The sequence below is a fragment of the Nocardia rhizosphaerihabitans genome, assembly GCF_014646295.1.
In the GTDB taxonomy this organism is placed as follows: Bacteria; Actinomycetota; Actinomycetes; order Mycobacteriales; family Mycobacteriaceae; genus Nocardia; species Nocardia rhizosphaerihabitans.
The window spans coordinates 945,340-966,258 of the sequence record NZ_BMNE01000001.1 but is presented as its reverse complement, the minus strand read 5'-3'; the positions used below and the strand labels follow the sequence as shown (position 1 = coordinate 966,258).

Sequence of the window (20,919 nt, the reverse complement as noted above, 5' to 3'; positions counted from 1 at the left end):
TATCCGGAAATGAAACGAGGCCCGTATCCATCCGGACGAATGGATACGGGCCTCGCGGTGAAGCTCGGTCAGTCGAGGTAGTCGCGCAGCACCTGCGACCGGCTCGGGTGCCGCAGCTTGCTCATCGTCTTCGACTCGATCTGGCGGATGCGCTCGCGCGTCACGCCGTAGACCTGGCCGATCTCGTCGAGGGTGCGCGGCTGACCGTCGGTCAGGCCGAAGCGCAGCCGGACTACGCCCGCCTCGCGCTCGGACAGCGTCTCCAGCACCGACTGCAGCTGATCCTGCAGCAGGGTGAAGCTCACCGCGTCGACCGCGACGACGGCCTCGGAATCCTCGATGAAGTCGCCGAGCTGGCTGTCGCCCTCGTCGCCGATGGTCTGGTCCAGCGAGATCGGCTCACGCGCGTACTGCTGGATTTCCAGCACCTTTTCCGGCGTGATGTCCATTTCCTTGGCCAGCTCCTCCGGGGTGGGCTCACGGCCCAGGTCCTGGAGCAGCTCGCGCTGGATGCGGCCGAGCTTGTTGATGACCTCGACCATGTGCACCGGGATACGGATGGTGCGGGCCTGGTCGGCCATGGCGCGGGTGATGGCCTGACGGATCCACCACGTCGCGTAGGTCGAGAACTTGTAACCCTTGGTGTAGTCGAACTTTTCGACCGCGCGGATCAGGCCGAGGTTGCCCTCCTGGATCAGGTCCAGGAATGCCATGCCGCGACCGGTGTAGCGCTTGGCCAGCGAGACGACCAGTCGCAGGTTGGCCTCGAGCAGGTGGTTCTTGGCACGGTTGCCGTCGCGCACGATCCAGTTGAAATCGCGGCGGGTGGTCACCGAGAGCTTCTCGCCGGCCTCGGCGAACTCGCGCATCTTCTCCGCGGCGAACAGGCCGGCCTCGATCCGCTTGGCGAGTTCGACCTCCTCCTCCGCGTTGAGCAGCGCGACCTTGCCGATCTGCTTGAGGTAGGCGCGCACCGAGTCGGCGGAGGCGGTGAGCTCGGCGTCCTTGCGTGCCTGACGCAGCGCTTCGGACTCCTCCTCGTCCCAGACGAAATCGCCGGAGGCCTTGTCCTTCTCGGAGGGCTCCTCGGTCTCGGCCTCCTCGGTGGTGTCCTCGGCCACTTCTTCGACCAGGGCGTCGCCGTCGGTGAGCTCGTCCTCGGAGACCTCGAGATCACCGAGATCGTCGAGTTCGATCGACTCGTCGTCGAGCTGTTCCTCGCCACCCTCGGCCGAGGTCGCCTTCTTCGCGGCGGTCTTCTTGGCCGGTGCCTTCTTGGCGGCAGCCTTCTTCGCCGGAGCCTTCTTGGCAGCGGCCTTCTTCGCCGGTGCCTTCTTGGCAGCGGCCTTCTTGGCCGGAGCCTTCTTGGCCGTGGTGGTGGCGTCGGCGTCGGCGTCGGCCGAGTCGGCGGTCTGACGGGTATTCGTGGCTACCACGTACGCCCTTTCGTGACGGTCTCGTGCGGCGTCACGCCAGAGTGGTTTTCCGGCGGAGCGGTCGGTCGGGTTGCACCGGCGGTGCGTCGGTCGGGTGACGCCGGTATGTTCACCGGCCTTCTCGCGACCGGCCGCGGCCGGAAGGTTTCACCGGCTCACCGCCGGACGTGTTCCATTGTAACGATCCAACCAGGGTACTCATGGCACGATGCCATCGAGGCGTTGCGCCGCCCTGCGCGCCGCACTACGGCGCGATGCCCATCTCGATGGCCATGGCGGCGCCGACGATACCCGCGGTGTTCTTCAGAACGGCCGGAATCACCGGAGTTCGGTTGGTGAGCAAGGGTATCCACTGTTCGTAATCGCGGCTGATGCCGCCGCCCGCCACGATCACGTTCGGCCAGAAGAGGTCCTCGATGTGGCGCAGCACCGTGCTGACCCGCTCGGCCCACTGCGGGTAGGTCAGGCCCTCGCGGTCCTTCACCGAGGCGGCGGCCAGGTGCTCGGCCTCGGCGCCGGTGACCATCAGGTGGCCGAGTTCGGAGTTGGGCACGAGGGTGCCGTTGTACATCAGCGCCGAGCCGATGCCGGTGCCGAAGGTGAGCAGCAGCGTCAGCCCGGTGAGGGCACCCGCGGCGCCGTAGCTGTCTTCGGCAAGGCCGGCGGCGTCGGCGTCGTTGAGGACCGTCACCTCGCGCCCGCCCAGCGCCTTGCTGAACAGCGAGCGGGCGTCGGTGCCGATCCACCCGTGGTCGATGTTGGCTGCGGTCCTGGCGTGCCCGTCGAGCACCACGCACGGCAGCGTCACGCCGACCGGTCCGTCCCACTGCGCCTGCGCGACGAGTTCGGCCACCGCGCCGGCGACCGCGTCCGGGGTGGACGGCTGTGGCGTGGCGATCTTGATCCGGTCGTGGGTCAGCAAGCCGGTGGCCAGATCGACCACCGCGCCCTTGACCCCGCTGCCGCCGATATCGATGCCGAAGGCGTGCCCTCGAGCAGACATGGTTCAACCCCTCGCTCGTGCGGTCGATGTGCCTGACAAAGAGTAGCGGTAGTCACGTCCCGGGCGAGTCGACCCGGCATGTGATGCCATGGAGTGGTGCCCGAACCCACAGCCTTCGAGACCACCGCCCCCACCGTCGCCGCCGATTACGACGAGTTGCGTTCGCTCGCCGTGGAACTCGCCGAAGCGGCCGCCGCGCACGTGCGTGCCCGCAGACCCGAGGTATTCACCGACGGCGGTCCCGCCGCGGGCGCCGTGGCCACCAAGGGGCACGTCACCGATCCCGTCACCGTGGTCGACACGGAGTCCGAACAGCTGATCCGCGGACTGCTCGCCGAGCGCAGGCCCACCGACGCGATCCTCGGCGAGGAGGGTGGCGGCGATGTCGGGGCGAGTGCGCCGGGCACCGTCACCTGGGTCGTCGACCCGATCGACGGGACAGTGAACTTCCTGTACGGGCTGCCCGGCTACGCCGTCTCGGTGGCCGCGGTGCGCGACGGCAGCCCGGTCGCGGGTGCGGTGGTCGACGTGGCGACGGCGACCACCTACAGCGCCGCGCGTGGCGGTGGCGCCACGGCCGTGCGCGCCGACGGCACCACCACGGCCTTGACCTGTTCCCGCGAGGACTCCCTGGCAGTGGCACTGGTGGCCACCGGCTTCGCCTACGGCAGGCAGCGCCGGGCACGGCAGGCACAGCTGCTGACCGAGATCCTCCCGGAGATCCGCGACATCCGCAGGCTCGGCGCGGCGGCCATGGACCTGTGTCACGTGGCGGCGGGTGAACTCGACGCCTACTACGAGCACGGCCTCAACGCGTGGGACTGGGCCGCGGGCGCGCTGATCGCCGCCGAGGCGGGCGCTGTCGTGCGTGTCCCCGAGGTCACCGTCGGCGGCGCCGCGGGGGAGATCACGATCGTGGCCGCTCCCGGAGTGGCCGGGGAACTGACCGCATTGCTCGACCGCGTCGGCGCCACCGAGTCGCTGCCCGACTGAACCGCGACGGCGGTCCCGGCGTCAGCGCCGGGACCGCCGCGCGCTCAGCACTTGACGTCGCGGGCGGCCTCGATCAGCGCGGGGTCGATCGACGACGAGCTGGCGCCGGGCGCCAGGTTCTTCAGTGCCCGCAGGACTGCCTCGGCGTCGGCTCCGGGCCGCAGCGATTCGCCGAAGGCCAGCCCGAGGACCAGGTCGACCGAGTCGTCGGTGCGCGGGTCCTCGATCAGTTCGGCACACGGCGCGACCAGCTGGACCGACGCGGCCGCTGGTCGGCCGTTGACGCCGAAGCGGATCTGGCCGGTGCAGTTGAGGTCGCCGCTGACATAGACCGGATCGTTACCGACCTGTGTCCCCGGCGCGCTCGCGAAGCCGAGGTCGCCCAGCGCGGAGGCGATGTTGCCCGCCTGGCCGCTCTTGCCGTTGGCGTTGAAGACCCTCACCTTCGACTCCGCCAGCGCGGCGGGATCGACCTCGTCGAGGCGGGAGGGGCCCACCCGCGTGCCGAGCGGTGCGGGCTTGGCCGCGTTGGTGGCCGTCGGCGTGCTCGGTGCGTTGCAGGCCATCGGCTCGTTGCTGTCGTCATGGGTCCGAAACGCCGTGATCCAGACGAGCAGGCTCACCAGAGCCAGCACGAGGACCAGCGCGAGCCAGAGCTCGGGCCGCCGTCGCGGGAAGGGTTTGCCGTCGCGATCGGTCGCGCTGCCTTCGGTGATCAGTGAAACCACGCGCTCACTCTACGAGTCCGGTGGCCATCCGCGAGTGCGGGATGTCTCGGCGAGTTTCCCGGCAGGTGAAGATTCGTCGTCGGTTTCGACTCGGCCGGGTTTTGATTGCGACATTTGTCCGTAGGTCCGCTATTGTCTGCCCGCCCAGATCGAATAATCACCGGTGAAACGGTGGTCGGTCGCGGGAACAACAAGGGCATGTCCTGCGTTAACCGAACGCTGTCGGAGTGATCGATCGCCGATCGACCCTGATAGGCGACCGGTGTACGTGTGAGGTGCACCACCGGCGGGGCGGTACGAACGCCGGACCCCTGCGGGGTACGGCAATCGAACTGATCCGGGATATACGGAGTAAGGACTGAGGGGAAGACGACATGGCAACCGACTATGACGCACCGCGGCGCACCGAATCCGACGAAGTGTCGGAGGATTCGCTCGAGGAGCTGAAGGCCCGCCGCAACGAGGCGCAGTCCGCCGTCGTGGACATCGACGAATCCGATACAGCGGAATCGTTCGAGCTTCCCGGCGCGGACCTGTCCGACGAAGTACTCAGCGTTCGGGTGGTCCCGAAGCAGGCCGACGAGTTCACCTGTTCGAGCTGCTTCCTCGTGCACCACCGCAGCCGACTGGCCAGCGAGAAGGGCGGCCAGATGATCTGCATGGACTGCGCCGCTTAAGCGACGCGACGGGTCAGCCCGCGCTCGGGAGTCCGAGCGCGGCCAAGACCCGGTCCGGCCTGCGCGTACTGATCAACCAGTACGGCGTCGGGTCGTCCGGGTCGTCGAGAACCAGCAGTGCCATCGGGCCGATCCAGGCTCGGTGCTGCACATACGCGGCGGGGTCGAGCTGTCGGCCCAGCGCCGCACTCTTGGCCGTCGGCGCGACGGCCGCGGCACGCGCGACGAAGCTCACCGGCAGGTGGGCGCGGTCGACGCGCAGTTCCGCGGCGCCGTCGGGCGCGACGGTCACTTCCAGGCGATGCCTGCTCATCCACAACAGAATCCAGACCGGCACCGGCGCGAGGAGCACGTAGGGCAGCCACGCGCGCAGGCCGGGTGCTCCCATGTGGATTTCGGCGGCCAGCAGCCCCGCGATGGCGAAGCCGATCGGCCACCACCACAGCGGCACCCACAGGCGTTCCCGGTAGGGCGAGGCGCCGTGCGCCGAGGGCGCGGGGCGGTCGGTGTCTGCGGTGTCGGCGGTCGGCGAATGGGGCTGGTCGGGCACCCCTCAACACTAGGTCACCACGCTGGGGCGGCGACGAGAAGGTCCGGCGCCGACCGCGTAGGCTCGACCGATGTGAACGCACTTGCACCGATTCCGCTGCGGCGGCTCGATCCCGGCATCCCTGTGCCGACGCGTGCCCATCCGGGTGATGCGGGCGTCGACCTCTGTACCACCGAGGACGTGATCATCGAACCGGGCGAGCGGGTGCTGGTCGGGACCGGGATCGCGATCGCGCTGCCCGTCGGCACGGTCGGGTTGATCCATCCCCGGTCCGGCTTGGCCGCGAAGGCAGGCCTGTCGGTGGTCAACACCCCCGGCACGGTCGACGCGGGCTATCGCGGCGAGATCAAGGTGTGCCTGATCAACCACGACCCGCGCACGGCGATCGAGCTGCGCCGCGGTGACCGCATCGCGCAGTTGCTGGTGCAGCGGGTCGAGCTGGTCGATTTCGCCGAGGTCGACGATCTCGACGACACCGCCCGTGGCACCGGCGGATACGGGTCGAGCGGCGGGCATGCCAGCCTGGCCGGCGAGGAGGCGTAATGGGTCTGTTCGGCAAGAAGAAGCGCGCACCGCGCGAGGACGAGTACGCGGGCTACGACGACGAGGTCGACTACGACGAGTCCGGCGACTACGCCGATTCCGACGAGTACGACACCGACGAGTTCCAGCGCCCCGACTTCGCGCACCTGGACTTCGACGACGCGCCCACCGACGAGCGCATCTACGGCAATTTCGACCACGAGCCGGATGCCGCCGCGGGCCCGTACGACATCAGCGAGGTCTCCGACGAGATGATCGAGCGCCGCCTCGATCTGGGCTCGGTGGTCATCCCCGTGCCCGCGGGCGGGCAGCTGCAGGTGGAGATGAGCCCGGACGGCACCCCGCAGGCGGTGCATCTGGCCACCGAGCACGGCAGGCTCACCGTGGCCGCCTACGCCGCGCCGAAGTCGGCCGGGCAGTGGCGCACGGTCGCCGCGGATCTGGCCGAATCGTTGCGGGGTGACGGCGCGAGCGTCGCCGTGGAGAAGGGTCCGTGGGGTCGCGAGGTCAAGGCGATCACCGAGGGTGCCGACCTGCGCTTCATCGGTGTCGACGGACCGCGCTGGATGATTCGCCTTGTCGCCGCCGGCCCCTCGGGCGCGGTCGACGAGCGCAGTCCGCTGATCACGGCCGCGCGTGCGGTCCTTGCCGATGCCGTGGTGCGTCGCGGTAACGAGCCGCTGCCCGTGCGTGATCCGCTGCCGGTGGTGCTGCCACAGGAACTGGCCGAACAGCTGGCCGCCGCCCACCAGCAGCAGGTGCTGGCCCAGCAGCAGGCGCTGGCCGCGCAGGCCGCCGCCGCGCAGGCCCCGCCGACCTCGGCGCTGCCCCCGAAGCTGCCCGACGAGCCGCGTCGTGGTGCGGACGGATCGGCAATGCAGCAACTCGGCCTGAATTAGGCCCGGAATACGTTCGGCTGCAGCCGGTTTCCGTGTATGCGCTGAAACCGGCTGCGGCGTAAGCGATATCGAGTCCGCATCGCCGGGTCAGGCCCGGGCGGTGGACGAATCAACCTGGAGTGCGGCCAGTCCGCTGAATCCGGCGTGCCCGAGGACTGCCGGGTCGGCGCCGAGCTCGGCCAGGGTCACCCGATGCAGTCGCGCCTGCGGCAGCGTGGCCGCCCACTGCTCGGCGACGGCGATCGGGTGCACCGGGTCGTCGCTCGCGCCGACCACGGCCACCGGCACCGCGCTGTCGGCCAGCTGCTCGACCGTCGGCCAGGCGTAGGCGGCGGCCTCGTCGAGTGCCCGCGGCAGATGCGGCCACTGTCCGCGCCAGGACTGGGTGAGCGCGTCGGCCAGCCAGCCGGGACTCGATGTCCGCATCCGCTCGATCACCGCGTCCAGCCCGTCTGCGCGCAGTTGCTCGGCGGTAACCGAGGCGCTCAACGCGGCGGGGGAGGAGGCAGTTTCGGCGCCCGTCCAGGCGGGTAATGCTGTGATGACACCGACCACCGCGGTGCGGCGCCCGGCTGCCCAGTCGAGCGCGATCGCGGCGCCGAGGGAGATGCCTGCGGCCAGGACGGGGCCGCGCGCTGCGGCGGCGTCCAAAGCCGCGGTACAGCTCGCGATCACGGCCTTCGGGTCCGGTTCGACGGCCTGGAACGCCAGTCCGTGCGCGGCTGCGGCCGGTCCGAACGCACGGGCGGCGAAATCGGCGTCGGAACCGGTTCCGGGCAGGGCGACCACGGTGACCTGGGGTGGGGTGCGCAACACGGACCGAGCGTAGCGGCCGCCCGTTTGCCCATCTACAGTGGCGGTGTACGGCCAACTAGCGGGAGAAGCGTGCCATGTCGTCATCCACGGGCGGACACAAGTCGGGATCGGGTCCGGACTCGGGATATTTTCGCCGACTCGGGCGCCGCTTGACCGCCGATATCGATCAGCTCGACGCCGAGGAGCTGGCGGAGACGGCCGACGCCTCCGGTGCCCGGCGCGCGGCGGACTGTTGTCGCGGTGAGGAAGCCACGATTCTGGGCAGGCTGCGCAGCGTCGAGGCGTGTCCCAAGGCCGCCGGCGCGACCGTGCAGGCCGAGTTCTTCGACGGCACCGACGCGATCACCCTCGTCTGGATCGGCCGCAGGCGCATTCCCGGTATCGAACCGGGCAGGCGCATCCTGGTCCGTGGTCGCGTCGGCGACCGCGACGGCCGCAAGGTGATCTTCAACCCCTACTACGAATTGCGCGGGAACAGCTGACGTATGCCCTCCAGCGACGAGTACCGCACTGCCGCGGACCCCGAACCCACCGTGGCGCTGCCGGTGGCGACCGATAACCCGGTCGACCCCGAGATCGACGCCGAGGTCGAGCAGGCCGAACAGACCCTGCTCGAGCAGCTGGGCGGGCTCAGCGGCCTGATCTACTCCACCCTGCCCGTGCTCGTGTTCGTCCCCGTGAACACCGTCGCGGGCCTGACCGCGGCCATCTGGGCCGCGCTGGGCGTTGCCGCGGGCGTGCTCGGGTGGCGATTGTTCCGCCACAGCCCGGTGCAGCCGGCGATCTCCGGTTTCCTCGGTGTCGGCGTGTGCGCGTTCATCGCCTCCAGGACAGGGGAGGCCAAGGGCTTCTTCCTGTTCGGCATCTACACCAGCCTGGTGTACGGCGGGGTGTTCGCGGCGTCGATCCTGTTCCGGTGGCCGCTGGTCGGCGTCATCTGGGGCGCGCTCAACGGGCACGGCACCGCCTGGCGCGGCGACCGCCGCATTCGCAGGCTCTACGACCTGGCCACGGTCGTGTGGGTGGTCGTGTTCGGCGCCCGCTACCTGGTCCAGTCGCAGCTCTACGACACCGACCACACCACCTGGCTGGCGGTGGCCAGAATCGGCATGGGCTGGCCGCTGACGGCGGTGGCCCTGGTGGTCACCGTGTGGGCGGTGCGCCGCGCGGGTCACCTGCCGGTCGGTAAACCCGATTCCGCCCGCGCCGGAACGGATTCCGCGCGCGCCTGAGCCGTGGCCGAAGCGCCGCGGGAGGTGGGGATCTACCCACCCTGGGGTGTCTGGTCCCGCCGTCGAGTTCGTCGCACGATCAATGCGTAACTGAAAACGCAGTGATCGTGAAAGGACCGGCGACCATGATGGCTCCCGAGCACCGTCTCTCCGGCGCATCGAAGAACTCCGCCTCCGTGCTGTCGGAGAGCAAGCGCATCGGAGCCGAGCTGGACGCACTGATCGCGCCCGCCGCCGCCGGTGACCGCGACGCCGTCGCCGAGATCGTGCGCCTGGTGCATCCGTTGGTCCGGCGCTACTGCTCGGCCAGGATGGGCGCCACCGGCCACCTCACCGTGACCGCCGACGATGTCACCCAGGAAGTGCTGATGGCCACCGTCACCGCCATCCCGCGCTACCGCGACCAGGGCAAATCCTTCCTGGCGTTCGTCTACGGCATCGCTGCCAACAAGGTGTCGGACGCGTTCCGCCGCGCCAAGCACACCGCCTACCCCATGGCCGAGCTGCCTGACGCCGCCAGCGTCGCGGCGGGCCCGGAGGAGTGGGCGCTGGCCCACGAACGCGGCGCGGCGACGCGCGAACTGATGCGGGTGCTGGCGCCGAACCACCGCGAGGTGCTGGTCATGCGGATAGTGCTCGGCTGGAGCGCGGCACAGACCGCCGAGGCCATCGGCACCAGTCCCGGCGTGGTGCGGGTGATGCAGCATCGCGCGCTGAACAAGCTGCGCGCGGAGCTGCGGGTCGCCTGAGCGCCGTTACGGCTTGATGCCGTGGGTGGCCAGCGTCAGGCGCAGGTCCTCTTCGGCTTCCACCGACGTGACGAACAGCAGTTCGTCCTCGCCTTCGAACGGGTCGTCGGCCTGGGGCACGATCACCCGGCCGCCGCGCAGGATCGTCACCAGGGCGGTGTCGCGTGGCATGACCAGCGTCCGGACCGGTTTGCCCGCCAGCTGGGTGTCGGCGGGCAGGGTGATCTCGACCAGGTTGGCCTGTCCCTGCCGCAGTGTCATCAGCCGGACGAGGTCACCCACCGAGACGGCTTCCTCGACCAGCGAGGCGAGCAGCCGCGGCGTCGACACCGCCACGTCGACGCCCCACGACTCGTCGAAGAGCCACTCGTTGCGCGGATCGTTGACGCGCGCGACGACGCGGCGCACCCCGAACTCGGTCTTGGCGAGCAGGCTGTGCACCAGGTTCGTCTTGTCGTCACCGGTGGCCGCGATCACCACCTCGTAGGTCTCGAGCTGAGCGTTCTCCAGCAGCGACAGCTCGCAGGCGTCGGCATGCACCCACACCGCGTCGGGGATGGCGGCGGGGTCGATGTGGTCGAGCTGCCGTTCGAGCAGCATCACCCGATGCCCGCCGCGCAGCAGTTCCCTGGCGATCGAGCGCCCGACGGCGCCCGCTCCGGCGATGGCCACCTTCATGTTGTTCAGTCCTCGCTCTGGGGAGCCTTGGCGGCCAAAGCGACCGTCTCACCGACACTGCCGGACGTCGCCGCGACGTAGACCACGTCGTCGGCCTGGACGATGGTCTTGGATTCGGGCAGCAGACCCTGGCCGAAGCGCAGGATGAACGCCACCCGCACCCCGAGTTCGCGTTCCAGATCGCGTACGGTGCGCCCGGACCAGTCCTCGTGCAGGGTGAGCTGCGTGACAGCCACCGCGCCCGTCGGATCACGCCAGGTGGTGGTCGAGTTGTCGCCGATCAGCGTGCGCAGGAACCGGTCGGTGGTCCACGGCACGGTCGCGATGGTGGGGATGCCGAGCCGCTCGTAGACCTCGGCGCGCTTGGCGTCGTAGATCCGGGCGACGACGCGTTCGACGCCGAACATCTCCCTGGCCACCCTGGCCGAGATGATGTTGGAGTTGTCACCGGAGGACACGGCCGCGAAGGCGTCGGCCCGCTCGATTCCCGCGCGGGTCAGCACATCCCGGTCGAAACCGACACCCACCACTTCCTGGCCGGTGAACCCTTCACCCAGGCGGCGGAACGCGCTGGGATCGCGGTCGATCACCGTGACCTCGTGTCCCACCCGGACCAGGGCGCGCGCCAGCGACGAGCCGACCCGTCCGCACCCCATGATCACTACGTACACCGTGCACCCTCGTTCCTTGCCGAACCCGTGGCGTCCGGCAAGGACCGTACCCGCCGGATGCTCCCATCGCCCATTTTCCCCTGGGCGAGGCGACGCAAACAATCACGACACCGCCGCCGGCGGGGGCGAACGTGCGCGCGAAGGTACCGGTGAACTCCTCTATGCTCAGCCCGGTGTCCAAGTTGACGACGGCAGCCAAGCGTGTGCTGCTGGGCAGGCCGTTCCGTAGCGATTCGCTCGGCCACACGTTGTTGCCCAAGCGTATCGCTCTTCCGGTGTTCGCCTCCGACGCGATGTCCTCGGTGGCTTACGCGCCGGAGGAGATCTTCCTGGTGCTGTCGGCGGCGGGCATCTCGGCCTACCTGTACGCGCCGTGGGTCGGGCTGGCCGTCGCGTTCGTGATGGCCGTGGTGGTCGCCAGCTATCGGCAGAACGTGCACGCCTACCCGTCCGGTGGCGGTGACTACGAGGTCGCGACCACCAACCTGGGCCCGAACGCCGGCCTGACGGTCGGCAGCGCGCTGCTGGTCGACTATGTGCTCACGGTCGCGGTGTCGATCTCCTCGGCGGCCTCCAACATCGGCTCGGCGATCCCGTTCGTCGCCACGCACAAGGTGTTGTTCGCTGTCGTGGCGATCGCGGTGCTGACCGCGATTAACCTGCGGGGTGTGCGCGAATCGGGGAAAGCGTTCGCGATTCCGACCTATGCGTTCATCGTCGGCATGGCCGCGATGCTGGGCTGGGGTCTGTTCCGGATCTACATCCTCGGCGACGACATCCAGGCGGTATCGGCCGGTTTCGGGCTCAACGCCGAGGACGAGCACCTCTACGGCCTGGCCTTCGCCTTCCTGATCGCGCGGGCGTTCTCCTCGGGTTGTGCCGCGCTGACCGGTGTGGAGGCGATCAGCAACGGCGTGCCCGCGTTCCGCAAACCCAAGTCGCGCAATGCCGCGACCACGCTGCTGCTGCTGGGTGCCATCGCGATCGTGCTGCTGATGGGCATCATCATCCTGGCCCAGAAGATCGGCGTCGTGTACGCGCACGACACGTCGAACCTGGTGGGCGCGCCCGCCGACTACCACCAGAAGACGCTGATCGCGCAGATCGCCGAGACCGTCTTCCACGGCTTCCCGATCGGCTTCTTCTTCATCACCATCGTGACCGCGCTGATCCTGGTGCTGGCCGCCAACACCGCGTTCAACGGTTTCCCCGTGCTCGGCTCGATCCTGGCGCAGGACCGGTACCTGCCGCGTCAGCTGCACACCCGCGGCGACCGGCTGGCCTTCTCCAATGGGATCCTGTTCCTGTCCGGTGCCGCCATCGCGTTCGTCGTGATGTTCGGTGCCGAGGTGACCAAGCTGATCCAGCTCTACATCGTGGGCGTGTTCGTCTCGTTCGTGTTGAGCCAGACCGGCATGCTGCGGCACTGGACACGGTTGTTGCGCACCGAGACCGATCCGGCGCAGCGCAGAAAGATGATGCGGTCCAGGGTGATCAATGCGATCGGCCTCACTGCGACCGGGGCGGTGCTGGTGATCGTGCTGATCACCAAGTTCTTCGCCGGTGCCTGGATCGCCATCATCACGATGGTCGCGATCTTCATCGTCATGAAGCTCATCCGCAAGCACTACGACTCGGTCTCGCGTGAACTGGACGAATCCGAGTGGGACGGTGTGCTGCCCAGCCGCACCCATTCCATCGTGCTGGTCTCCAAACTGCACCTGCCGACCCGCCGCGCCCTGGCCTATGCCCGCGCGACCCGTCCCGACACCCTCGAAGCGGTGACGGTGAACGTCGACGACGCCGACACCCGCAGGCTCGTGCGCGAATGGGAGAACAGCGAGATCAACGTGCCGCTCAAGGTGATCGAATCGCCGTACCGCGAGATCACCAAGCCGGTGCTGGATTACGTGAAGCGGGTGCGCAAGGACGCCCCCCGCGACGTCGTCACCGTGTTCATCCCCGAGTACGTGGTCGGTCACTGGTGGGAGCAGGTGCTGCACAACCAGTCCGCGCTGCGGTTGAAGGGCAGGCTGCTGTTCGAGCCGGGCGTGATGGTGACGAGCGTGCCGTGGCAGCTCAGTTCCTCCGCGCACGCCAAGCAGCCCGCCGACGTGAACGCGCCGGGTTCGGTGCGCCGCGGTTTCGAGCAGCCGGGCCGCCGCGGATGAGCGACTGGCGCGGCGAGGAATTCGAGATCCGGCTCGGTCCGCCGGGGCACGGTGGGTTCTGTGTCGGCAGGCACGAGGGCCGCGTGGTGTTCGTGCGCCACGGCCTGCCCGGTGAGCTGGTGCGTGCCAGGGTCACCGAGGACCGGGGCGGGTCGTTCTGCCGGGCCGATGCCGTCGAGATCATCGAGGCGTCCCCGGATCGGGTGCCCGCGACCTGCCCGGTGTCCGGTCCCGGCGGCGCGGGGTGCTGCGACTTCTCCTTCGCCACACCCGCCGCGCAACGCGCGCTGAAGGCGACTGTGGTGGCCGAGCAGTTGCGCAGGCTGGCCGGGGTGGAACGGGACGTGACGGTCGAGCCGATCGCCGGTGATTCCGGCGAGGTCACCGGCGGCTGGCGGACCCGCATCCGCCTGGTCGTCGACGGCGCCGGTCGCGCCGGGGTGCATCGCCATCGCAGTACCGGGGTCATGACGGACCTGCGGTGCCCGCAGCCGGTGGCGGGCGCGCTCGACGGTGTCTCCGAGCGGTTGTGGACGCCGGGCGCCGATCTGGTCGTCGCTGTCGACGGCGACGGCGTGCGGCACATCGTGGAGCTGGCCGCGGTGCCCGACACCGTGCAGCCCGGTGGCCGTCCGGAGACGCCACGTGGCGCTGGCCGCGGTCGTGGTCACCATCGCCCCTCCCGCCGCCGCGAACCCGGTGGCCGCGGCGGTGACGAGCGTGGTGCCGTCCGGGACCGGGCCGCCGCGCGGAAGTCGGCGACCAACGCGCCCCGCGAGGAATGGGTGATGGCCGGGACCGGTCGCGCTGTGGAGTACGTCGCAGGCCGACGCTGGGAACTGTCGGCCACCGGTTTCTGGCAGGCGCATCACCGTGCCGCGCAATGCTATTCGGACCTGGTCGCCGACTGGTCGGGTCTGTCGCCCGGCGGGTCCGGCTGGGATCTGTACAGCGGTGTCGGTGTCTTCGCCGCCCGCCTGGCCGAGCAGACCGGCCAGACCGGCGCGGTCGCGGCCGTCGAATCGGCGCGCTCCGCCGTCGCCGACGGTGCCGCCGCCCTGCGCGACCTGCCCTGGCTGGACCTGCGCGCCGACCGCGTCGAACGCTGGGTGCGCTCCCGAACCGCCTCGGGCACACCGGATGTCGTCGTCCTCGACCCGCCACGCGCCGGTGCGGGCAAAGAAGTCGTCGCCGCCGTCACCGACGCCGATCCCCGCCGGATCGTCCACATCGGCTGCGACCCAGCGTCTTTCGCCCGCGACCTCGGCCTCTACCTCGACGCCGGCTACCACCTGGCCGACCTGCGCGCCTTCGACGCCTTCCCCGCCACCCACCACGTCGAATGCGTGGCCCTGCTCGATCGCTGAGTCAACCCTCGACGGCCGAGCCCCGTGCCATCGTCAGGGCGGCTGAGGCCAGCCACCGTGATCCGCACAGCCCGCCGACGTGCCTGGCAGCCGGGTCCGGTGGCCGGCAGACTCGGCCGGCGAAGGTGTTGCCGGAAGTCAGTCCAGGGCCCAGGTGACCCGGACGGTGGCGCCGATCTCGGTCTCGCCGGGGACGACCGGCACCGGGGAGCTCGCCCGGGCCATCAGCATCGGCGCGCTGTCCATCTCGGCGATCTCGTAGGCCCGTGGCATCGGTGTGGCGATGTCCTCGGTGATCTGCATGACCTCGCCCAGGGAAACGCCAGCGCGGGCCGCGTACTGCTCGGCCTTGGTCTTGGCGTCGTCGAAGGCGGCATCGCGCGCCTGCGCGAGCAGCGGCTCCGGTTCGGCGATGCCGCGGGTCAGGCCGCCGAGGCGGACATCGTCGCCGCCCGCGGTCACCGCGGCGGCCACGGTGTCGGCGGGCTCGGTGCCGGTGCCCTCGCGCAGCGACACGCTCAGGCTCGTCGACGCCAGGTAGCCGGCGATCTCGCTGCGCCCGCTGTCGGTGTAGACGGTCTCGGTGCGCACGCTCAGCCCGCTGGTTGCCATGTCGGCGTCGCTGACTCCGGCCGCGCGCAGGGCGGCGACGACGGCGTTCACCCGGTCACCTGCCCGCCCGTAGGCGGCGGCGACGGTGTCGGCGCGCGACTCCACCGACAGCGTTACCCGGATCAGATCGGGGACGGCGCGCACCGTGCCGCGCCCGAATGTCGTCGTGCTCGCCTGCCAGGACTTCTTGCCCACCGCGCTACTCCTGTCGGTCGAAGGATGCTGTGCTGCCCAACGTCTCGCGGTGGGCCCGAGTTCCGACGGCCCGCGGTCAGTAGTTGCCCGCGTTGCCGGAGAGGGTCCGCACCGTGGCGGCCATCTGCTCGTAGGCGCCCGCGGCGAGGCGCTGCAGCAGTGCCAGTTTCAGCCGCGGGTGCCCCTCGGTGAGCTGATCGAAGACGTCGGGCGGCATCACCGCCACTCGCACCGTCGTCTCGGCGCTGATCTCGTACATGAACGGTTCCCCGATCAGCATCGGGATCTCCCCGAACGACATCCCCGCCGACAGCGTCAGCAGCCGGTGCACCCGCCCGTCGGTGCCGGAGAAGGTCGCCCGCACCCGCCCGTCCAGAATCAGATACAGCCCCGAGCGCGGGTCGCCCCGGTCGGCGATCAGTTCACCCCGCGCGAAGGTGCGCGGCTCGAAATCGGCGGCCAACCGGGTGCGATAGCCGGCGTCGAGCCCGGCCAGCAGCGGGTGCTCGTCGAGACCGATCGAGGTCTGGGCGCGCTGCCCCGGCGGCCGATGCAGGTCCAAGATGATGTCTTCGCACCACTCGGCCGCGGTGTCCCGGTCGATGAACACCCGCCCGCGCGGATCGCCGGGATCCAGGCTCGATGCCTCGTGACCCAGCTTGGCGTCGGGATCGACCAGCGCGACCCGGCTGCCGCCCCGGACGAGTTCGGTCTGCAGGGCATCGAGCATCCCGCGCGCCACCGCGCTCACCTCGCCGACCCGGCGCAGGTCGATCACCAGGGCGTCGAGCGCGCCGACTTTGCTCTCGATGGCCCGCACCGCGCGTTCGGCGCCGGCGAAGAGCAGGTCGCCGTGCAGTTCGTAGACCCGGGCGCGGTCACCGTGCGCCGCCAGCACCTCGGCGTCCTCGGGGGAGCGCCGCGACCGCGACGGCACCTGCGCCACCGAGTAGTCGGCGCGGATGGCGGTGCGCGCCGAGCGGGTCACGTGACAGAAGTGCAGTTCGAGCCGCCGCGACAGCTCCCGGCACGCGGCGACCCCGCGCACGCTGTTGCCCTGACCGTCCAGGCGCGGCGAGTACACCGAGATCCCGATCTGGCCCGGCAGCACGGCGATGATCCCGCCGCCCACCCCGCTCTTGGCGGGTAGGCCGACCGTGGTCACCCAGTCGCCCGCCGCGTTGTACATGCCGCAGGTCGTCATCACGCTGAGCACGCGCTCGGTCAGCGCGGTCGACAGCGCCCGTTCGCCTGTCCTCGGGTTCACCCCGTTGTCGGCCAGCGTCGCCGCCATCACGGCCAGATCGGCGCAGGTGATCTCGATCGAGCACTGCCGGAAGTAGCGATCGACCGCGTCGTCGGGGTCGACGTCGATGATGCCGACCGAGCGCAGCATGTAGCCGATCGCGCGGTTGCGGTAGCCGGTGCGCGCCTCCGATTCGTAGACCGCCTGGTTCATCTGCAGCTCCCGCCCGGCGAAGCGCGAATAGCAGCGCCGGACCCGCTCGAACTTGTCGGCGGCGTCGCGGCCGTGGATCAGCGAGGCCGCCGTGATCGCCCCGGAGTTGATCATCGGATTGCTCGGCCGCTGGGTATCCGGTTCCAGGCTGATCTCGTTGAACGGCTCACCCGATGGCTCGACGTCGATGTGCTCGGCCACCCCGGCCAGGCCGCGATCGACCAGCGCGAGCGCATAGGTGAACGGCTTGGAGATGGACTGGATGGTGAACTCGATGCCGGTATCGCCCACCGCGTAGACCAGACCGTCCGCGGTCGCCAGGCACAGCCCGAACGAGTCGGGTGCCACCGCGGCGAGCTCGGGGATGTAGTCGGCGGGCGAGCCGGAGGTGTCGTCGCGGCAGACCGCGTACACCTCGTCGAGCATGCCCGCCACCACGCCGGGGTCGATCGAGCGCGCAACACCGTCCGGTTCGGCCACAGCGGTCACTGTAGGTCGCGTCGTCGCCGCCCAGGTGGGGACGCGCGGGGGAGATAGTCCTCACAGCCGATCACCGGCCGCCGGGAGGGCGGTTCACCGCCGGTCGCCCAGTTCAGCGGGCGTGGGTGGGCAGCTCGGCCGGGTGCGGCTATGGTCGGCGCGACGGACCGGGAAGGGCCCGCGAGCCGGGGCCGCCCGCACGGCCAAATACACTGGGCGGATCACACAGTAGTCCGGAGAAAGCGAGTTCAGGTGGGAGTGCTGTCGCGGGTGGATTCACCCGAAGATCTGCGCCGGCTGAGCGTGCCGCAACTGCGGGAGCTGGCGGAGGAGATCCGCGAGTTCCTGGTGCAGAAGGTCGCCGCCACCGGAGGCCACCTCGGCCCCAATCTAGGGGTGGTCGAGCTGACCATCGCCCTGCACCGGATCTTCGATTCCCCGGCGGACCCGCTGATCTTCGACACCGGTCACCAGGCCTACGTGCACAAGATCCTCACCGGCCGCAAGGACCGGTTCGACTCGCTGCGCATGCGCGACGGCCTGTCGGGCTACCCGAGCCGCGCCGAGAGCGAGCACGACTGGGTCGAGTCCTCGCACGCTTCGGCGGCGCTGTCCTACGCCGACGGCCTGGCCAAGGCGTTCGCGCTGTCGGAGCAGAACCGCACCGTCGTCGCCGTCGTCGGTGACGGCGCGCTCACCGGCGGCATGTGCTGGGAGGCGCTCAACAACATCGCGGGCGCGCCCGACCGTCCGGTGGTGGTCGTGGTCAACGACAACGGCCGCTCCTACGCGCCGACCATCGGCGGCCTGGCCGACCGGTTGACCGCGCTGCGCACCCAGCCCGCCTACGAGCACGCCCTCGACGCCGGGAAACGCATTCTCAAAAGCATTCCCGCCGTGGGGGATTCGGCGTATTCGATGGTCCACGCGCTCAAGGCGGGGATCAAGGACGCGGTGAGCCCGCAGGAACTGTTCTCCGATCTGGGCATGAAGTACGTCGGCCCGGTCGACGGCCACGATCTCGTCGCGCTCGAGGCGGCGATGCGGCGCGCCAAGGACTTCGGCGGTCCGGTCGTCGTGCACGTGGTCACCCGCAAGGGCAACGGCTACGAGCACGCCGAGAACCACGTCGCCGACCAGATGCACGCCTGCGACCCGATCGACCCGCTCACCGGCCGCCCGCTCGCGGGCAAGAAGGCCAAGGGCTGGACGGCGGTGTTCTCCGAGGAGCTCATCGATCACGCGTCGCGGCGCGAGGACATCGTCGCCATCACCGCGGCCATGCCCGGCCCCACCGGCCTTGCCCCGTTCGGTGAACGCTTCCCGAACCGCATGTTCGACGTCGGCATCGCCGAACAGCACGCGATGGCCTCGGCCGCCGGCCTGGCGCTGGGTGGCATGCACCCGGTCGTCGCGATCTACTCCACCTTCCTCAACCGCGCGTTCGACCAGCTGCTGATGGACGTGGCGCTGCTCAAGCAGCCGGTCACCGTCGTGCTGGATCGCGCGGGCATCACCGGCCCCGACGGCGCCAGCCACAACGGCATGTGGGACTTCTCGCTGCTCGGCATCGTCCCCGGCATCCGCGTCGCCGCCCCGCGCGACGGCGCCACCCTGCGTGAGGAACTCGCCGAGGCGCTGGCCGTCACCGACGGACCGACGGTGCTGCGTTTCCCGAAAGGCAGTGTCGCCGAGGACATCACCGCCGTGGAGCGGGTCGACAGCATCGATGTGCTGCGGCTGGCCGTCCCCGGCGCCGGCTCGGCGCAGTCCCAGCACGGTGACGTTCTGATCGTGGCCGTCGGCCCGTTCGCGGAGACGGCCATGCGGGTTGCCGAACTGCTTGCCCCGCAGGGCATCTCGGTCACCGTGGTCGATCCGCGCTGGGTCATCCCGGTGTCGGACACCCTGGTCAAGATGGCCGAGAACTACCGCCTCGTCGTCACCGTCGAGGACGGTGGCCTGCACGGCGGCATCGGCTCGACCGTGTCGGCGCGCCTGCGCGACGCCGGTCTCGACGTGCCGACCCGCGATCTCGGTGTGCCCCAGCAGTTCCTGGACCATGCGTCACGTGGCGAGATCCTCGAGGAACTGGGTCTTACGCCCGACGCGATCGCCCAGCGCATCGGCGGCTGGCTGCAGTAGCGCTGACAGACCTTGATCCTGCGCGCCCGGTGACCGACACCGGGCGCGCAGTCCGTTCAGTGCGGACGCCGGGCGACGACGGCGAAATTCAACGGGATCCGCGGCTTCCCGGGAGGCAGCGTCCAGCCCTCCGCACAGGGAACGAGATCGGGGAACGGCCGCCAGTCCATGTAGGGCAGTTCGGCCAGCGCCTCGATGACGAGCCCCGCCGCCAGCAGCGCGCCGACGACCTCACCGAGGTCGTGGCGCCATTCGTGATTGGTGGTGTGCGCGATCGACCCGTCCGAATCCTCGGTGTAGGTGCCCGAATCCGCGTACGTGCGGGCGCCGCCGCCGGCGAGATAGTCGCCGTCGATCTCCCACGGCTCGAATTCCATCGCACCCAGGATCGGGTGGTCGTCGCGAACGACGAACACCCCGCCCGGGGCGAGGAGATCGTGGATCGAGCGTGCCCACGCGGTCAGCTCCGGCAGCCAGACGATGGTGCCCGCGCTGGTCACGACGGTGTCGAACTGCCGGTCGACGACGGCGGAGGCGAACCGGGCGTCACCTTCCACCCAGGTGATGTCGCGCCCGTCGGCCGCCGCGATCCGCGCCGCGTGCCGCAGCGAGTTCGGCGACAGGTCCAGCCCGTGTACCTCGACCGCGCCCAGCCGGGCCCAGGACACGGTGTCGGTCCCGATATGGCATTGCAGATGCAGCAGCGACCGGCCCGCGATCCCCGACTCCGGCAGATGCGGCGCCAGCACCGCGAGGTCGTTGCGCACCACCGAGGAGACGGCGGTCGGGTCGGCCAGGAAGGCGTCGACGTCGTACATCCGTGACCGCGCGTGGACGTCGGCGCGATCGTCCCAGTTCGCGCGGTTGGCGGCGATCGCCTCGGCTTCGGACACGGCGGATCCTCTCGACGGTGGCAGGGCGAGGAGCCACGCTAGCTCCGAGAGGTCGCCGGGTCGAGGGAATTTCGGTCAGTACGCGGGACGGCGGTGGGCCAGCCAGCGACCCGTGCTCGGGAGGAATGTCAGGACCAGCAGCACGATATTGAACAGGAACCCGATCGCGTTGAACACGCTCAGATCGGAATCGAAGGAGACGGTGATCGAGGTCGAATCGTCGGCCCGGGCATCCAGATGGTTGTACAGCGCGATCGAGGTGATGACCGACAGCGCCAGCGTGCCTGCGCCGCCCACCCCGATCAGGACGCGGGAGACCTTCTTACGCGCCAGCATCAGGATGCCGCCGACGAGCAGGACCAGCGAGCACAGCGCCGAAACACCCAGCAGCACTTGGATCTTGCTCCAGAATCCGCTCGGGTCGAAGTCGGAGTCGGTGTTCAGGAACGGGATGGCGACGGCGCCGAACACGCCGCGCAAGCCGCCCAGAACGGCGAGGATGGCGGCGAAGATCGCGGTGACGGCGTTCGGTTCGGGTGGGCCCGGCGGGAATCGGGGCGGCTGATAGGGCTGCGGGAAGCGGGGGTCGGTCAAGGCCGTACTCCAAACCGTGTGGGGCGTA

Annotated in this window: 21 protein-coding genes; 10 read left to right on the top strand and 11 right to left on the bottom strand. The window is 69.9% G+C overall.

Going from position 1 to position 20,919, the window contains the following annotated elements:
* Nucleotides 1-68 precede the first annotated feature (68 nt).
* Both IEY60_RS04325 and ppgK read right to left on the bottom strand, forming a co-directional pair.
* Nucleotides 69-1,436, bottom strand: a complete 1,368-nt coding sequence (locus IEY60_RS04325; protein ID WP_189023992.1) for an RNA polymerase sigma factor — start codon at nt 1,434-1,436, stop codon at nt 69-71.
* 244 nt (nt 1,437-1,680) lie between these two features.
* On the bottom strand, nt 1,681-2,439 hold the full coding sequence (gene ppgK / locus IEY60_RS04320) for a polyphosphate--glucose phosphotransferase (protein ID WP_189023990.1): 759 nt from the start codon (nt 2,437-2,439) through the stop codon (nt 1,681-1,683).
* A gap of 96 nt (nt 2,440-2,535) precedes the next feature.
* Between ppgK and IEY60_RS04315 the strand changes: the two genes are divergently transcribed.
* Nucleotides 2,536-3,432, top strand: a complete 897-nt coding sequence (locus tag IEY60_RS04315; RefSeq protein WP_189023988.1) for an inositol monophosphatase family protein — start codon at nt 2,536-2,538, stop codon at nt 3,430-3,432.
* Between the two features lie 44 nt (nt 3,433-3,476).
* On the opposite strand, the gene cei is transcribed toward IEY60_RS04315, so the two are convergent.
* A complete protein-coding gene (gene cei / locus IEY60_RS04310; RefSeq protein ID WP_189023986.1) occupies nt 3,477-4,160 on the bottom strand; it encodes an envelope integrity protein Cei in 684 nt (227 codons plus the stop codon).
* 374 nt (nt 4,161-4,534) lie between these two features.
* Between cei and IEY60_RS04305 the strand changes: the two genes are divergently transcribed.
* Entirely contained in the window at nt 4,535-4,837 is a 303-nt protein-coding gene (locus tag IEY60_RS04305; RefSeq protein WP_189023984.1) for a DUF4193 domain-containing protein, read from the top strand.
* A gap of 13 nt (nt 4,838-4,850) precedes the next feature.
* On the opposite strand, the gene IEY60_RS04300 is transcribed toward IEY60_RS04305, so the two are convergent.
* Nucleotides 4,851-5,387 carry a DUF3093 domain-containing protein gene (locus tag IEY60_RS04300; protein WP_373291664.1) on the bottom strand — a complete coding sequence of 179 codons (537 nt, stop codon included), beginning with the start codon at nt 5,385-5,387 and terminating at the stop codon, nt 4,851-4,853.
* Nucleotides 5,388-5,459: 72 nt separating this feature from the next.
* Here IEY60_RS04300 and dut point away from each other — a divergent pair, with 72 nt between their 5' ends.
* Both dut and IEY60_RS04290 read left to right on the top strand, forming a co-directional pair.
* A complete protein-coding gene (dut, locus tag IEY60_RS04295; RefSeq protein ID WP_189023982.1) occupies nt 5,460-5,930 on the top strand; it encodes a dUTP diphosphatase in 471 nt (156 codons plus the stop codon).
* Nucleotides 5,930-6,829 carry a DUF3710 domain-containing protein gene (locus IEY60_RS04290; RefSeq protein WP_189023979.1) on the top strand — a complete coding sequence of 300 codons (900 nt, stop codon included), beginning with the start codon at nt 5,930-5,932 and terminating at the stop codon, nt 6,827-6,829. The genes dut and IEY60_RS04290 overlap by 1 nt, the downstream gene beginning before the upstream one ends.
* 87 nt (nt 6,830-6,916) lie before the next feature.
* Here IEY60_RS04290 and IEY60_RS04285 read toward each other — a convergent pair whose 3' ends face one another.
* Nucleotides 6,917-7,645, bottom strand: coding sequence for an alpha/beta fold hydrolase (locus IEY60_RS04285; protein ID WP_189023977.1), 729 nt, complete (start codon nt 7,643-7,645; stop codon nt 6,917-6,919).
* Nucleotides 7,646-7,719: 74 nt separating this feature from the next.
* On the opposite strand from IEY60_RS04285, the gene IEY60_RS04280 reads away from it, so the two are divergent.
* The 3 genes from IEY60_RS04280 (at nt 7,720) to IEY60_RS04270 (ending at nt 9,626) form a co-directional block, all read left to right on the top strand.
* Nucleotides 7,720-8,127 carry an OB-fold nucleic acid binding domain-containing protein gene (locus IEY60_RS04280; protein WP_189023975.1) on the top strand — a complete coding sequence of 136 codons (408 nt, stop codon included), beginning with the start codon at nt 7,720-7,722 and terminating at the stop codon, nt 8,125-8,127.
* A 3-nt stretch (nt 8,128-8,130) separates the two neighbouring features.
* Nucleotides 8,131-8,877: a DUF3159 domain-containing protein gene (locus tag IEY60_RS04275; protein WP_229739530.1), complete on the top strand. Its 747-nt coding sequence runs from the start codon at nt 8,131-8,133 to the stop codon at nt 8,875-8,877.
* A gap of 128 nt (nt 8,878-9,005) precedes the next feature.
* Nucleotides 9,006-9,626: a sigma-70 family RNA polymerase sigma factor gene (locus tag IEY60_RS04270; protein WP_189024910.1), complete on the top strand. Its 621-nt coding sequence runs from the start codon at nt 9,006-9,008 to the stop codon at nt 9,624-9,626.
* Between the two features lie 6 nt (nt 9,627-9,632).
* On the opposite strand, the gene IEY60_RS04265 is transcribed toward IEY60_RS04270, so the two are convergent.
* Both IEY60_RS04265 and IEY60_RS04260 read right to left on the bottom strand, forming a co-directional pair.
* Complete coding sequence (locus tag IEY60_RS04265; protein WP_189023973.1) at nt 9,633-10,304, bottom strand: potassium channel family protein; 672 nt, start codon at nt 10,302-10,304, stop codon at nt 9,633-9,635.
* A gap of 5 nt (nt 10,305-10,309) precedes the next feature.
* The gene (locus IEY60_RS04260; RefSeq protein ID WP_189023971.1) at nt 10,310-10,975 is read right to left on the bottom strand and encodes a potassium channel family protein; all 666 of its coding nucleotides are present in this window, start codon (nt 10,973-10,975) and stop codon (nt 10,310-10,312) included.
* Between the two features lie 173 nt (nt 10,976-11,148).
* On the opposite strand from IEY60_RS04260, the gene IEY60_RS04255 reads away from it, so the two are divergent.
* Together IEY60_RS04255 and IEY60_RS04250 are read left to right on the top strand one after the other, a co-directional pair.
* A complete protein-coding gene (locus IEY60_RS04255) occupies nt 11,149-13,146 on the top strand; it encodes an APC family permease (protein ID WP_189023969.1) in 1,998 nt (665 codons plus the stop codon).
* Entirely contained in the window at nt 13,143-14,513 is a 1,371-nt protein-coding gene (locus IEY60_RS04250; protein ID WP_189023967.1) for a class I SAM-dependent RNA methyltransferase, read from the top strand. Before IEY60_RS04255 ends, IEY60_RS04250 begins: the two co-directional genes overlap by 4 nt.
* A 138-nt stretch (nt 14,514-14,651) precedes the next feature.
* On the opposite strand, the gene IEY60_RS04245 is transcribed toward IEY60_RS04250, so the two are convergent.
* Together IEY60_RS04245 and glsA are read right to left on the bottom strand one after the other, a co-directional pair.
* Nucleotides 14,652-15,320 (bottom strand): SIMPL domain-containing protein, encoded by a 669-nt coding sequence (locus IEY60_RS04245; protein WP_189023965.1) that lies wholly within the window; start codon nt 15,318-15,320, stop codon nt 14,652-14,654.
* Nucleotides 15,321-15,396: 76 nt separating this feature from the next.
* Nucleotides 15,397-17,205 carry a glutaminase A gene (glsA, locus tag IEY60_RS04240; protein ID WP_189024908.1) on the bottom strand — a complete coding sequence of 603 codons (1,809 nt, stop codon included), beginning with the start codon at nt 17,203-17,205 and terminating at the stop codon, nt 15,397-15,399.
* A 306-nt stretch (nt 17,206-17,511) separates the two neighbouring features.
* On the opposite strand from glsA, the gene dxs reads away from it, so the two are divergent.
* Nucleotides 17,512-19,404, top strand: a complete 1,893-nt coding sequence (dxs, locus tag IEY60_RS04235; protein ID WP_189023963.1) for a 1-deoxy-D-xylulose-5-phosphate synthase — start codon at nt 17,512-17,514, stop codon at nt 19,402-19,404.
* 56 nt (nt 19,405-19,460) lie between these two features.
* On the opposite strand, the gene IEY60_RS04230 is transcribed toward dxs, so the two are convergent.
* Nucleotides 19,461-20,297 (bottom strand): class I SAM-dependent methyltransferase, encoded by an 837-nt coding sequence (locus tag IEY60_RS04230; protein ID WP_189023961.1) that lies wholly within the window; start codon nt 20,295-20,297, stop codon nt 19,461-19,463.
* Between the two features lie 75 nt (nt 20,298-20,372).
* Nucleotides 20,373-20,891, bottom strand: coding sequence for a hypothetical protein (locus tag IEY60_RS04225; RefSeq protein ID WP_189023959.1), 519 nt, complete (start codon nt 20,889-20,891; stop codon nt 20,373-20,375).
* Nucleotides 20,892-20,919 lie beyond the last annotated feature (28 nt).